Origin of the sequence: Amycolatopsis sp. lyj-108, assembly GCF_046549005.1 — a bacterium.
Classification (GTDB): domain Bacteria; phylum Actinomycetota; class Actinomycetes; order Mycobacteriales; family Pseudonocardiaceae; genus Amycolatopsis.
The window spans coordinates 99,056-112,461 of sequence record NZ_JAJPWQ010000016.1 but is presented as its reverse complement, the minus strand read 5'-3'; the positions used below and the strand labels follow the sequence as shown (position 1 = coordinate 112,461).

The 13,406-nt window shown below is 68.8% G+C and carries 14 protein-coding genes; 6 read left to right on the top strand and 8 right to left on the bottom strand.

Translation table 11 applies throughout. The features are described 5' to 3' along the window. Positions 1 to 344 precede the first annotated feature (344 nt). Positions 345 to 1,916 carry an ABC-F family ATP-binding cassette domain-containing protein gene (locus tag ACLJO0_RS40575; RefSeq protein ID WP_410585196.1) on the top strand — a complete coding sequence of 524 codons (1,572 nt, stop codon included), beginning with the start codon at positions 345 to 347 and terminating at the stop codon, positions 1,914 to 1,916. Here ACLJO0_RS40575 and paaE read toward each other — a convergent pair. The 6 genes from paaE to paaZ are packed head-to-tail and all read right to left on the bottom strand — an operon-like array spanning position 1,913 to position 7,576. Further along, a complete protein-coding gene (paaE, locus tag ACLJO0_RS40570; RefSeq protein WP_410585194.1) occupies positions 1,913 to 2,983 on the bottom strand; it encodes a 1,2-phenylacetyl-CoA epoxidase subunit PaaE in 1,071 nt (356 codons plus the stop codon). The genes ACLJO0_RS40575 and paaE overlap by 4 nt on opposite strands. After that, complete coding sequence (gene paaD / locus ACLJO0_RS40565; RefSeq protein WP_410585192.1) at positions 2,983 to 3,471, bottom strand: 1,2-phenylacetyl-CoA epoxidase subunit PaaD; 489 nt, start codon at positions 3,469 to 3,471, stop codon at positions 2,983 to 2,985. The genes paaE and paaD overlap by 1 nt, the downstream gene beginning before the upstream one ends. After that, positions 3,465 to 4,322, bottom strand: coding sequence for a 1,2-phenylacetyl-CoA epoxidase subunit PaaC (gene paaC, locus ACLJO0_RS40560; RefSeq protein ID WP_410585190.1), 858 nt, complete (start codon positions 4,320 to 4,322; stop codon positions 3,465 to 3,467). Before paaC ends, paaD begins: the two co-directional genes overlap by 7 nt. 1 nt (position 4,323) lies before the next feature. Beyond that, positions 4,324 to 4,608, bottom strand: coding sequence for a 1,2-phenylacetyl-CoA epoxidase subunit PaaB (paaB, locus tag ACLJO0_RS40555; protein WP_410585188.1), 285 nt, complete (start codon positions 4,606 to 4,608; stop codon positions 4,324 to 4,326). Continuing rightward, positions 4,605 to 5,549 (bottom strand): 1,2-phenylacetyl-CoA epoxidase subunit PaaA, encoded by a 945-nt coding sequence (gene paaA, locus ACLJO0_RS40550; protein WP_410585186.1) that lies wholly within the window; start codon positions 5,547 to 5,549, stop codon positions 4,605 to 4,607. Before paaA ends, paaB begins: the two co-directional genes overlap by 4 nt. Continuing rightward, positions 5,546 to 7,576: a phenylacetic acid degradation bifunctional protein PaaZ gene (gene paaZ / locus ACLJO0_RS40545; protein WP_410585184.1), complete on the bottom strand. Its 2,031-nt coding sequence runs from the start codon at positions 7,574 to 7,576 to the stop codon at positions 5,546 to 5,548. The genes paaA and paaZ overlap by 4 nt, the downstream gene beginning before the upstream one ends. A 219-nt stretch (positions 7,577 to 7,795) precedes the next feature. Between paaZ and paaI the strand changes: the two genes are divergently transcribed. From paaI to ACLJO0_RS40530, 3 genes are read left to right on the top strand one after another with little or no spacing between them, the layout of a single operon-like run. Then, positions 7,796 to 8,185, top strand: a complete 390-nt coding sequence (gene paaI / locus ACLJO0_RS40540) for a hydroxyphenylacetyl-CoA thioesterase PaaI (protein WP_410585371.1) — start codon at positions 7,796 to 7,798, stop codon at positions 8,183 to 8,185. Beyond that, a complete protein-coding gene (gene paaK / locus ACLJO0_RS40535; RefSeq protein ID WP_410585182.1) occupies positions 8,182 to 9,468 on the top strand; it encodes a phenylacetate--CoA ligase PaaK in 1,287 nt (428 codons plus the stop codon). The genes paaI and paaK overlap by 4 nt, the downstream gene beginning before the upstream one ends. After that, complete coding sequence (locus ACLJO0_RS40530; RefSeq protein WP_126737382.1) at positions 9,465 to 10,058, top strand: TetR/AcrR family transcriptional regulator; 594 nt, start codon at positions 9,465 to 9,467, stop codon at positions 10,056 to 10,058. Before paaK ends, ACLJO0_RS40530 begins: the two co-directional genes overlap by 4 nt. Before the next feature lie 33 nt (positions 10,059 to 10,091). Here ACLJO0_RS40530 and ACLJO0_RS40525 read toward each other — a convergent pair whose 3' ends face one another. Continuing rightward, entirely contained in the window at positions 10,092 to 10,370 is a 279-nt protein-coding gene (locus tag ACLJO0_RS40525; RefSeq protein WP_125796023.1) for a hypothetical protein, read from the bottom strand. A gap of 125 nt (positions 10,371 to 10,495) precedes the next feature. Between ACLJO0_RS40525 and ACLJO0_RS40520 the strand changes: the two genes are divergently transcribed. Further along, a complete protein-coding gene (locus tag ACLJO0_RS40520) occupies positions 10,496 to 11,161 on the top strand; it encodes a TetR/AcrR family transcriptional regulator (protein ID WP_410585179.1) in 666 nt (221 codons plus the stop codon). On the opposite strand, the gene ACLJO0_RS40515 is transcribed toward ACLJO0_RS40520, so the two are convergent. After that, complete coding sequence (locus ACLJO0_RS40515) at positions 11,088 to 12,116, bottom strand: AraC family transcriptional regulator (protein WP_410585177.1); 1,029 nt, start codon at positions 12,114 to 12,116, stop codon at positions 11,088 to 11,090. The genes ACLJO0_RS40520 and ACLJO0_RS40515 overlap by 74 nt on opposite strands. 78 nt (positions 12,117 to 12,194) lie before the next feature. Here ACLJO0_RS40515 and ACLJO0_RS40510 point away from each other — a divergent pair, with 78 nt between their 5' ends. Beyond that, complete coding sequence (locus ACLJO0_RS40510; RefSeq protein WP_410585175.1) at positions 12,195 to 13,298, top strand: winged helix DNA-binding domain-containing protein; 1,104 nt, start codon at positions 12,195 to 12,197, stop codon at positions 13,296 to 13,298. Positions 13,299 to 13,406 lie beyond the last annotated feature (108 nt).

Genomic DNA, 13,406 nt, shown 5'->3' with positions numbered 1-13,406 from the left:
ACCGACCCCCCACCCGGCCACGGTGAAGCCACGCCCGACCAGCCCACCACCCCTGACCACACCGTCGCCACAAAACGGCAACCGACCCCCCACTTCGCTCAGGTCACCCTCACGCGTCGAAGTCCACCGTCACCGCGCCGGACACCGGCACCGTGAGCCATGGTGAGCACGAACCCGCGCGGACCGTGTTCGCGCCCCAGCGAGACCGCGGCGGACAACAGGCGGCGGACAACAGTAGGCCCGGCGAAAATCGGTCGCACCGAAGCCGACGGTCGGCTAGCCTGTCGCGGTGATCTTCTGAGACGAACCTGCGCCCGTAATCCACCTCCTTCGCAGGGAGTCTCATGTCTTCTTCCTTGACGCTTTCCGACGTCACCTTCACCTGGCCGGACGGTGTTCCGGTGTTCGAGCGCCTTTCGCTCACCATCGGGGCCGGCCGCACCGGCCTCGTCGGCACCAACGGTTCCGGTAAGTCCACGCTGCTCAGGCTGCTCGCCGGCGACCTGCGAGCCACCACAGGCTCCATCACCACACCGGGTGAACTCGGGTACCTGCCCCAGAACCTCGTCCTCGACGGCGGCCGCCGCGTCGACGACCTGCTCGGCGTCACCGCGATCCGCGCGGCGATCAAGGCCGTCGAGAGTGGAGAAACCACCGAAGAGCACTTCGCCACCATCGGCGACAACTGGGACGTCGAGGAGCGCATTCACGCGATCCTCGGCAGGCTCGGCCTTGACACCGTCCGTCTGGACCAGCGGGCGGGCGAGCTGTCCGGCGGCGAGCTCACGCTGCTCGGGCTGGCCGCCCTGCTCCTGCGTCGTCCCGCCGCGCTGCTGCTCGACGAGCCGACCAACAATCTCGACCTGCGGGCACGTGAACTCGTGCACCGCGAGGTGGAGAGCTGGGGCGGCATCCTCGTGGTGGTCTCGCACGACCGCGAACTGCTGCGGCTGGTCGATCGGATCGCCGAGGTCCGTGAGCGCGAGGTCACCGTGTACGGCGGCAATCTCGACGACTACGAGCACGCCGTCGAGGTCGCGCAGGAAGCCGCTCGGCGGCACGTGCGTGCTGCGGAGTCGGACGTCAAACGGCAGAAGCGGGAGCTGGTCGAGGCCGGGATCAAACTCGCCCGGCGCGCCCGCTACGGCCAGCAGATGTGGGACCGGAAACGCGAGCCCAAGGTGCGGATGCGCAAACGTCAGGAGGACGCGCAGATCGCCGCGGGCAAGTACCGGAATCTGCACACCGACAGGCTGGACAACGCCGTCGAGATGCTGAAGGCCGCCGAAGAATTGGTGCGCGAAGACGCCGAAATCCGCGTCGAACTGCCGGAGACCACGGTTCCGCGCGGAACGGACGTGCTGCGGATCGACGCCGTGCCCCGCTTCGGCCCGCCGGTGAACCTGCACGTCATGGGGCCCGAGCGGATCGCGCTCGTCGGCCCCAACGGCTCGGGCAAGACCACTCTGCTCCGCACGATCACCGGCGAACTCCAGCCGGAGTCGGGTGACGTGGGACTGTTCGTGCCCGCCAGGCTGCTCCCCCAGCGGATCGACATCCTCGACGATTCGCTGTCCATTGTGGACAATGTGCGGCTGGTCGCGCCGTCGCTCACGGACAACGAGATCCGCGCGAGGCTGGCGCGGTTCCTGTTCCGTGGCAAGGCGGCCGACCGCGAGGTGGCGTCACTGTCCGGCGGGGAACGCTTCCGGGCGGCGCTGGCAGCCCTGTTGCTGACCGAGCCCACGCCGCGCCTGCTGCTGCTCGACGAGCCGACGAACAACCTCGACCTGGCGAGCGTGCGGCGCCTTACCGAGGCGTTGCTGGCCTACCGGGGCACGCTGATCGTGGCAAGCCACGACCGGCCGTTCCTCAAGGACATCGGCATCACCCGGTGGCTGGAGTTGAGCCCTTAGGCGTCGAAGTCCACCGTCACCGCGTCGGAGATCGGCACCGACTGGCAGGTGAGCACGAAACCGGCGTCGACTTCGGCCTTCTCCAGGGCGAAGTTGCGCCGCATGTCCACCTTGCCGTCGCAGATCTTCGCCCGGCAGGTGCCGCATACGCCGCCCTTGCAGGCGAACGGCAGGTCGGGGCGGTACTTCTGCGCACCGTCGAGCAGGGAGGAGCTGCGCGGCAGCGTCATCGTCGTCGACCGGCCGTCGAGGACCAGTGTGACCTCGCTGGACGCACCCACGACGGCCGGGTCGATGTGGTGCACCGGCTCTGGCGGAGTGTCCACATAGAACAGTTCCTGGTGGACACGATCTTCAGGGACGTCCAGCGAGCGCAGCAGTTCCTGCGCGCCGGTCACCATCTCGAACGGCCCGCACAGCCACCAGTGCGCGACGTCCTCGACCGGGATCAGCACGGTGCACAGGCGCCGCAGCTTCTCCACGTCGAGCCGCCCGGTGAACAGTTCGGCCTCGCGCGGCTCGCGGGAGAGGACGTGGACGAGTTCGAGCCGCGCGGGGTGACGGTCTTTCAGGTCCGCGAGGTCGTCGGCGAACATGACGGTGTCCGTCCGGCGGTTGCCGTAGAGCACGGTCACCGTGGCATCGGAGTCGCTGAGCAGCGAAGACGCGATCGACAGCACCGGAGTGATACCGGATCCGGCCGCGATCAGCACGTGGTGCCCAGAAACGTTCAGGTCCGGGGTGAAGCTGCCGGTCGGCGGCGCGACTTCGATCTCGTCGCCGGGCTTCACATCGTGCACGAGCCACGACGAGAACAGGCCGCCCGGAACTTCGCGGACACCGACGCGCGGTGCCGCGCCGGCGGGCGCGCAGATCGAGTACGAACGGCGCTCGTCGCGGCCGTCGATCTCACGGCGCAGGGTCAGCGACTGGCCCGCCTTGAAGCGGAAGGTGTCCGCGAGGTCTTCGGGCACGTCGAAGGTCACCGCGACGGCGTCGTCGCACAGGCGCTGGACGCACGCTACCTTGAGGGTGTGGAAGCCCGTGCGGCGCAGGGTCGCTGTCACTAGATCTCCTTGACGTGTTCGAACGGTTCGAGACAGAACCGGCAGCGGCGCAGGGCTTTGCACGCGGTCGCGCTGAACCGGGACTGCTCTTCGGTGTCCGCCGAGCCACAGCGCGGGCAGCGGACCGACGACACCGGCGCGCTCAGCGTGAGCGGGATCGGACCGGTCCGGCGCGGCGCGGCCCCCGGCGGCGCGATGCCCGCTTCGGCCAGTTTCCGCTTGCCGTCCTCGGTGATCCAGTCCGTGGACCAAGCGGGCTGGAGCACCGTGCGGACCTCGACCTCGCCGTAGCCCGCGCCGGTGAGCGCGTGCACGAGGTCGTCGCGCATGGTGTCCATCGCCGGGCAGCCGGTGTAGGTCGGGGTGATCGCGACGACCACCCGACCGTCGGATTCGGACACTTCACGCAGCACGCCGAGGTCGGCGAGGGTGAGCATCGGCAGTTCCGGATCGGTGACCGTGGCCGCCACGGCGTACGCGGTCACCATGTCGCGTCCGGATGTTCCCTGGCGACACTCTGCAGGGTCGCCAGCAGGAAGCCCATCCCTTCGGTGTGCACGCCGTCGCGGCCCATCCGGCCGGAGACCCCGGCGATGGCGCCGATTTCGGGACGGGTCAGCTTCGCGACGGCCAGCACCTGGTCGAGGATCGCGTCGAACTCCGAGCGCAGCGACGGCGACTCGACGAACTCGACTTCGTGCGCCGTGAACAACTCGTCGACGTACGGCCAGACCGCGTCCAGGCCCTCCTGCATCCGCGAGTGCGACAGCTCGGTGCCGTCGCCGAGGCGCACGGCCCATTGGGCGGCGTAGTCGCGGTGGTACGCGACTTCCTTGACACCCTTGTCCGCGATGGCCGCGAGCACCGGGTCCACGCTGGCCTGGAGACGTTGGAGCAAGGCGAGCCGCCAGATCGAGAACACCAGCAGCCGCGCGATCAGATGCCCGAAATGCCCGCCGTCGAGTTCGGCCAGCCGGACGTTGCGGTACTCCAGCTCGCTCCGGAAGAAGGCGTACGAGTCCTCGGTGCGGTCGCTGCCGTCGGCCTTGCCCGCGCGGGCGAGCAGCAGTCGCGCCTGTCCGAGCAGGTCGAGCGCGATGTTCGCGATCGCGACCTCGTCCTCGAGTTCTGGCGCGTTCGTGCACCACTCCTGCAGCCGGTGCGAAAAGATCAGCGCGTCGTCGCCGAGCATCAGGCAGTACGCGGCCAGCCGCGCACCGTCCACACCGGACGGGACAGTGGTGTCCACACCGGACAGCGGATCCTCGAACCCGGTGCCGAAGGCCCAGCGCGCGTCGTTTTCCTCGGTGATCGCCTCGTAGGCGTTGTCGAAGCTCATGTCAGATGTGCGGAACGTTGTCGGGGATGTCGTAGAACGTCGGGTGCCGGTACACCTTGTCGCCGCTGGGCGCGAAGAACGGGTCCTTCTCGTCCGGCGAGGACGCCGTGATGTCCGACGCGCGCACGACCCAGATCGACACGCCCTCGTTGCGGCGGGTGTACAGATCCCGCGCGTGGTGCAGCGCCATGTTGTCGTCGGCGGCGTGCAGCGAACCCACGTGCACGTGGTTCAGGCCGCGCTTGCCCCGGACGAACACCTCGTACAACGGCCAGTCGTGCTTCATGCCGAGGCCCCTTTCTTTGCCGCGTGCGCCGTGGCGGCTTCCCGCACCCACGCGCCGTCTTCCTGTGCCCGGCGCCGGTGTGCGACGCGCTGGGCGTTGCAGGGGCCGTTGCCCTTCAACACGTTCTTGAACTCGTCCCAGTCGACGGCGCCGAAGTCGTAGTGCCCGCGCTCGGCGTTCCACTTCAGCTCCGGATCCGGGAAGGTGACACCCAGCGCCTCCGCCTGCGGGATGGACATGTCGACAAAACGCTGGCGCAGTTCGTCGTTGGTGTGCCGTTTGACCTTCCACGCCATCGACTGCGCGGTGTTCGGCGAATCCGCGTCCGGCGGGCCGAACATCATCAGCGACGGCCACCACCAGCGGTTCACCGCCTCCTGCACCATTTCCCGCTGCTCGTCCGTGCCGCGCATCATCGTCATCAGCAGTTCGAAACCCTGCCGCTGATGGAAGGACTCCTCCTTGCAGATGCGGATCATGGCGCGCGCGTACGGCCCGTACGAGCTGCGGCACAAGGGAACCTGGTTGCAGATCGCGGCGCCGTCGACCAGCCAGCCGATCACGCCGACGTCGGCGAAGGTCAGCGTCGGGTAGTTGAAGATCGACGAGTACTTCTGCTTGCCGTTGATCAGTTTGTCGGTCAAGTCCGCGCGGTCGGCGCCGAGCGTGGCCGCCGCGGAGTACAGGTACAGCCCGTGCCCGGCCTCGTCCTGCACCTTCGCGAGCAGGATCGCCTTGCGCCGCAACGAAGGCGCGCGGGTGATCCAGTTGCCCTCCGGCTGCATGCCGATGATCTCCGAATGCGCGTGCTGCGCGATCTGCCGGATCATCGTCTTGCGGTAGCCCTCGGGCACCCAGTCGCGCGGCTCGATGCGCTGATCACGCGCGATGGTCGCTTCGAAGTGCCGTTCGAGGTCTTCTTCGGGGAGCGTGGCCGTCATGACTGCTCCTTGGCGACCAGGGTGAGCACGTCGTACTTGGCGACCGAGTCGCCGTCGGCGTTGGTGACGTCGGCGTCCCAACGGACTTCGCCGTACTCCTGGTCGATGCGCGGGGTGATCTGCTTCGCGGTCAGGGTCACGGTCAGCGAGTCGCCGACCTTGACCGGGGTGAGGAACCGCAGGTTCTCCAGGCCGTAGTTGGCCAGCACCGGACCGGGCTCCGGCGAGACGAACAGGCCGGCGGCGAACGAGACCACGAGGTACCCGTGCGCCACGATCCCGCCGAACAGCGGGTTCGCCGCCGCGGCCTCGGGATCGGTGTGGGCGTAGAAGGTGTCGCCGGTGAACTCGGCGAAGTGGTCGACGTCGGACTGCAGGACCTCGCGCGGCCCGGCGACGACGGAGTCGCCGATCTTCAGCTCCGCCAACGACTTCCGGAACGGGTGGACGTCGCCTTCGGTGCGCGGGGCCCCGGCGACCCAGCGACCGGTGACGGTGCTGAGCACCTTCGGGCTGCCCTGGACGGCCGTGCGCTGCATGTGGTGCAGCACGCCGCGAATGCCCCCCATCTCCTCGCCACCACCGGCGCGGCCGGGACCGCCGTGCACCAGCTGCGGCATCGGGGAACCGTGGCCGGTGGACTCCTTGGCGTCGTCGGCGTCGAGCACCAGCAGGCGGCCGTGGTACGGCGCGACGCCGAGGACGACCTCGCGCACGAACTCCTGGTCCGCGGAAACGACGGAACCCACGAGGCTGCCGCCGCCGCGTGCGGCGAGCTCGATGACCTGCTCGGTGGAGGTGTACGGCAGCAGCGTCGACACCGGGCCGAACGCCTCGACCTCGTGCGGCTCGGAACGCTCCGGGTCGGCCTTCAGCAGTACCGGCGAGATGAACGCGCCGCGTTCGGCGTCCGCGCCGACGACCTCGACCTGCTCCGGGTCGCCGAAGACGACCGTGCCGACGTCCAGCAGCGCCTTGAGCGACCGCCGGACCTCCTCACGCTGCTCCAGGCTCGCGAGCGCGCCCATCCGGACCCCTTCGGCGGTGGGGTTGCCGATGGTGACCTTCGCCAGCCGCGCGCTCGCGGCCTCGGCGACGTCGTCCAGCAGGTCGGCGGGGACGAAGGCGCGGCGGATGGCGGTGCACTTCTGGCCTGCCTTGACCGTCATCTCGGTGGTCAGCTGCTTGACGAAGAGGTCGAACTCGGTGGTGCCGGGTTTGGCGTCCGGACCGAGGATCGACAGGTTCAGCGAGTCGGCCTCGGCGTTGAACCGGACGGAGTTGCGCACGACCGCGGGGTGCGCGCGCAGCTTCTGCGCCGTCGACGCGGAGCCGGTGAACGAGACGAGGTCCTGCGCGGTGACGTGGTCGAGCAGGTCGCCGACGCTGCCCGCGACGAACTGCAACGTGCCCTCGGGCAGGATGCCGGAGTCGATGATGATCTCGACCAGCCGCGCGGTGAGGTACGCGGTCTGGCTGGCGGGCTTGACGAGGCTCGGCACCCCGGCGAGGAACGCGGGCGCGAACTTCTCCAGCGGTCCCCAGACGGGGAAGTTGAAGGCGTTGATCTGGACGGCGACCCCGCGCAGCGGCACGGCGATGTGCTGAGCGACGAAGGTGCCGCCCTTGCTCAGCGGCTCGACGTTGCCGTCGACGTAGACGGTGTCGTTCGGCAGCTCGCGCTTGCCCTTGCTGGAGTAGGCGAACAGGACGCCGATGCCGCCGTCGATGTCGACCATCGAGTCGGTCTTGGTCGCGCCGGTGCGCGCGGAGAGCGCATAGAGCTCGTCGCGGTGTTCACGCAGGTGGGAGGCCAGTGCCTTCAGCAGTGCGGCGCGCTGGTGGAAGGTCAGCTCACGCAGCGCGGGGCCGCCGACGCGGCGGCCGTACTCCAGGGCGGCGGCGAAGTCGACGCCCTCGGACGAGACCCGGGCGACCTCCTCGCCGGTCGAGGCGTCGTGCAGCGGTACGCCGTCTTTGTCCGCCGTGTGCCATCCGCCGGAGACGTAGCTGCGCAGCAATGCCATGGGGCGACCCTTCGTGGTGGCTGGATACCTTGAATGATTAACAGACCGTCCGTTCAGTAATTCACTGTAGCTCGCGTCCGGGGTCTTGCAAACCCCCGGACGGCGGCGGATCCTTGACATCCACCCGGAAGCGCGCCTTTACTTGCGGCACCCTTTAACAACCGTCCATTCGGTCAGTAACCAGGTGGTCTCGTAATGACTGGCAACGCCGCGCACACGATGTTCGCCGACGACCAGGCGTCGAACGCGCTGGGCATCGAGCTGGTCGAGGCCGCCGAAGGGCACGCCGTCGCCACCATGCGGATCACCGAAACGATGGTCAACGGCCACGACATCGCCCACGGCGGCTACGTCTTCCTGCTGGCCGACACGACGTTCGCCTGCGCCTGCAACAGCCACGGCCCGGCGACCGTCGCCGCCGGCGCGGAGATCTCCTTCGTCGCCGCGGGCAAGCTCGGCGACCACCTCATCGCCACCGCCACCGAGCGGACCCGCTACGGCCGCAACGGCATCTACGACGTCACCGTGCACCGGGAGACCCCCGAGGGGCCGGAGGTCGTCGCCGAATTCCGCGGCCGCAGCCGCACCATCCAGAAAGCATCACAATGAGCGCCTTCAGCGACGACGCCGAGAACCTGACCATCGACGAACTCCAGGCGCTGCAACTGAAGCGCCTCCAGTGGACGCTGCGGCACGCCTACGACAACGTGCCGTTCTACAAACGGAAGTTCGACGAAGCCGGCGTTCACCCGGACGACTGCGAGACGCTCGAAGACCTGGCGAAGTTCCCCTTCACCACGAAACAGGACCTGCGAGACAACTACCCGTTCGGCATGTTCGCCGTGCCGGAAGCGCAGGTCAGCCGCATCCACGCGTCCAGCGGGACCACCGGGAAACCGACCGTCGTCGGGTACACGTCCGAAGACATCGACACCTGGGCGACGGTGATGGCGCGGTCGATCCGCGCTGCGGGCGGGCGTCCTGGCGACAAGGTCCACGTGGCCTACGGATACGGCCTGTTCACCGGCGGCCTCGGCGCGCACTACGGCGCCGAGAAACTGGGCTGCACGGTGATCCCGGCGTCCGGCGGCATGACCGCGCGCCAGGTGCAGATCATCACCGATTTCAAACCCGAGATCATCATGGTCACGCCGTCGTACATGCTCACGCTGCTCGACGAGTTCGAACGCCAGGGTGTCGACCCGCAGACGAGTTCGCTGAAGGTCGGCATCTTCGGCGCGGAGCCGTGGACCGAGCAGATGCGCGCGGAGATCGAGGAACGCGTCGGCATCGACGCCGTCGACATCTACGGCCTGTCCGAGGTGATGGGCCCCGGTGTCGCGCAGGAATGCGTCGAGACCAAGGACGGACTGCACATCTGGGAGGACCACTTCTTCCCCGAGGTGATCGACCCGTTCACCGAGAAACCCACCGACGCCGAGGGCGAACTGCTGTTCACCTCGCTCACCAAACAGGCGCTGCCGATCATCCGGTACCGCACGCGTGACCTCACCCGGCTGCTCCCGGGCACCGCGCGGCCGGCGTACCGGCGGATGGAGAAGGTCACCGGGCGCAGCGATGACATGATCATCCTGCGTGGCGTCAACGTCTTCCCCACGCAGATCGAGGAAGTCGTGCTGGTGACCCCCGCGCTCGCGCCGCATTTCCAGCTGATCCGGTCCACGAAGGGCCGGATGGACCACCTGACGGTCCGCGTCGAAGCCCGCCCGGACGCGACCACCGAGCAGCGCGCCGAAGCCGCCGCCCGGCTGATCGCCGGGGTCAAGGACGGGGTCGGCGTGAGCGTCGGCGTCGAGGTCGTCGACCCGGACACCCTCGAACGGTCGCTGGGCAAGATGCGCCGCGTACTCGACGAACGGGACCGCGGTTGAGCACCCCCGCCCGCCGGGGGCGCCCCGGCTACGACCTCGAGTCGCTGCTGCAGGTCGCGGTCAAACTGTTCAACGAACGCGGTTACGACGGCACCAGCATGGAAGACCTCTCCCGCAAACTCGGCATCACGAAATCCGCGATCTACCACCACGTGCCGAGCAAAGAGGAACTCCTGCGGCTCGCCGTCGACCGCGCGCTGAACGGCCTGTTCGCCGTCGCCGCCGAGACGGAATCCTTCGAGGGCAAGGCCATCGAGAAGCTGGAACATCTGGTGCGGGGCAGTGTCCTCGTGCTGGTCGAGCAGCTGCCGTTCGTGACGCTGCTGCTGCGGGTGCGCGGCAACACCAAGATCGAGCGCGCGGCGCTGGCGCGGCGGCGGGAATTCGACCGGCTCGTCACGGAACTGGTGAAACAGGCCGAAACCGAAGGCGACGTGCGGCCCGACATCGATCCCGCGGTCACCGCGCGACTGCTGTACGGCATGGTGAACTCGCTCATCGAGTGGTACCGGCCGCGACGGGGTTCGGCCGGGACGGAACTGGCGGACGCGGTGTGCAAGATCGCCTTCGACGGCCTTCGGACCCAGTAGCCGCGCCTGGCAGGGCCGAGGTACCCAATGTCGCTACTCCCCCGCGGCCTTGGGCGGCCGTCGCGCCTGCCAGATCAGCGCGTCGCGCAACTGCTGGATGAGTTGTTCGTCGTCGGCCTCCGACGGATCGACCCCGAGCGGGATCCAGCGTTCGCCGACCTCGGCACCGTTCTCGAAACTGGTGATCACGATCCCCGCGTACGAGACGGACTCCGCCCCGCTGTCACCTTGGATCCGGACGTCACGATGCTGCAGCCGCACACTGACCCACCGGCCGGTACGGCAAACCGGCTCGCGTTCGGCACTGGCCATTCGTCCCTACCCATAACGCCCGGTCCCCCCGCCCCGAACGTCGCGGCGAGGGCCCCTGGGGTTACCGACGGGTTGTTCCGAATGAGTAACGGCAGGCGGTCACGTGAAACGGTTACGCTCGGCCCATGAGCACCGATCCGGAGATCCGGCGGCGCCGCCTCGAACCGGCCGCCCGGCGTGCCGAGATCATGACCGCGGCCCGGCGGTTGTTCGGCGCGGGCACGTACGCCTCGGTTTCGACCTCGGACATCGCGAAGGCCGCGGGGGTGGCCAGGCCGCTGATCAACCACTACTTCGGCGGCAAGCGGGAGCTGTATCTGGAGGTCGTCCGGCAGATGATGATCGTGCCGGCGCCGGTGATCGAGAACCTGCCCGACACGACGGCCGAGGAGCGGCTCGCGATCAGCGTCCGGCATTGGATCGAGGTCGTCGAGCGCAACGAGCAGGCGTGGCTGACGGCGATCGGGCCGGAGGCGGTGGGCCGCGATCCGGAGATCGAGCGGATCATGCGGGAGGCCGACGAGATCGCCGCCGATCGCGTGCTCGCGGCCGCGCTGATGAGCGACGTCACCGAGGGTCGCGAGGAACTGCGCGCGATGATCCGTTCGTACGGCGGGATGCTGCGGGCCGCGTCACGCGAATGGCTGATCCGCGGCACGCTCGGCCGCGAGGAGCTGCGGGTCTTCCTCACCGAGTCGATCCTGCACCTGTTGCGGGTCACCTACCCGGCCGTGCTCGCAACGCGTTCCGCCGGGCGTACGCCGCCGGCGTCATCCCCTTCCAGCGTTTGAACGCGTAGATGAAACTCGACGCCTCGGCGTAGCCCAGCCGCAGCGCGACGTCCTCCACGCTGAGCGCGCCGGTGTCGAGCATTTCCTCCGCCAGGGTCTGACGGACCTCGTCCAGTAGTGCGCGGTAGCCGGTCCCGGCCTCGAACAGCCGCCGTCGCAGCGTGCGCGGGCTGAGCGCGAGCTGCCGCGCGACCTCCTCCATCCCCGCGTCGACGCCGCCGAGCCGCACCAGCCGTTCCCGGACCTGCTGCGCGATCCCGGATCGTTCCCGTTTCCGCGACACCAGCAGGTCGCATTGCGCGGCGCACACCGCGACCGTCTGGTCGTTGGCCTGCGGCAGCGGTTTGTCGAGGAACAGTGGGTCCAGGGTGGCGAGGTGCGACGGCGCGGAGAACGACGGCGCCAGGCCGAAGGTCCGCACGTATTCGTCCACTGTGGAGGGTCGATCGTGGCGGAAGGCCAAGGAGCGCAGGGAGATGTCCGGCAGGATGTCGCGCATGACGGTGTGGATGGCGCCGAGGTCGCGCAGCAACAGGAAGCGGGCGACGTCGCCCGGTACGCGACTGTCGTCCATGGCCAGCCCGAGCAGCCCGGCCTCGACGGTCACGTGCGGGATGCAGAAGGTGAAACTCAGATCCAGGTATCGCAGGGCGAAGCGCATCGCGTCCCCGAGCGTCGGGCTGCTGATGCACGCGAACCCGAAGATGCCGAACGCGCTCACGCGATACCGCCTGCTCAGCCGCAGCGCGACGTCGTCCCCGGCGCCGAGCCCGCGGACCACTGCCCGGACCACCGCGAGCTCCTGACGCGCGTCGACCTGACCGTCCACGGGTGCGTACTCGTAGGACTCCAGCCCCGTGACGCCGTTCTCGGCGGCGAAGCGCGCCATGAGCACGATGCTCGCCGTGCCGCGCGGGTAGTCCCAGTCCCGGATCACCGGCGGCGGTAGTTCCATGGCCGGGATTATGGATCGCGGCGGCGATCGGCGCATTGAGGACCGTAACTGTCCTTGATCCCGTTTAGGGTGAGCGGCATGTCCGACACGTTGAGCAGGCGCGCGCTGAACCGCGCCATGCTGGACCGGCAGCTGCTGCTCCGGCGTTCGAAGATGACCGCGCTCGAAGCGGTCGAGCAGCTGGCCGGGTTGCAGGCGCAGGCGCCGAATCCGCCGTACTTCGCGCTGTGGACGCGGCTGCACGGCTTCCGCCAGGAAGAGCTGGCGAACCTGCTGCTGGACAAGAGTGTCGTGCGGATCGCGCTCATGCGCGGCACGGTGCATCTGGTGAAACCGGCGGACGCGCTGGCGTGGCGGCCGATCGTGCAGCCGCTCTACGACCGCTCGGTGGACGGCAACACCCAGTTCACCCCGGAGATCAAGGGCCTCGACCACCAGGAGATCGCCCGCACCGCGCGCAAACTGCTCGGCGAGCGGCCGCTGTCGTCCGCCGAACTCGGCGCGGAACTGGCGAAACGCTGGGACAGCGCGGGACCGTCGGCGCTGGTGCACGTCGCGCGGGCGCTGCTGCCGCTGGTGCAGATCCCGCCGCGCGGGGTCTGGGGCAAGTCCGGGCAGCCGACCTATCAGACCACCGGGGACTGGCTGGGTGCCGAGCCGGACGCGACGCCGTCGCCGGAAGCGATGTTCCGCCGCTATCTGGCCGCTTTCGGGCCCGCCAGCGTGCAGGACGCGCAGGCATGGGCCGGGATCACGAAGCTCGGCGAGGTCGCCGAGCGGCTGCGGCCGGAACTGCGGACGTTCCGCGACGAGAACGGACGCGAACTCTTCGACCTTCCCGAAGCCTCTCGCCCCGATCCGGACACTCCCGCACCCGCCCGGCTGCTGGGCCCGTTCGACCAGACCGTCCTGTCCTACGCCGACCGCACCCGCGTGATCAGCGACGAATACCGCAAGGTCGTCATCACGCAGAACGGCCTGGTCAAGGGCACCATCCTGGTCGACGGGTCCGTGAAGGGCTTCTGGGAGATCAAGGCGGCGAAGAAGGCCGCTTCGGTGGTGATCACGCCGTTCGAGCGCGTCCCGAAGCGCGATCTGGACGCCCTCGAAAGCTCCGCCCACCGCCTCCTGACCTGGGCCCACCCCAAGGCCGAGTCCCACTCCGTGCAATTCGGCACCTGATTGCGATAGTTCGCACTGCCAACTACCGCAACCAGGTGCCGAATTGCGGGAGGCGCGTGGCCGAAAATCTCGATTGAGTGGCCGGTCGTGCACTTCCACCAGGGCTGA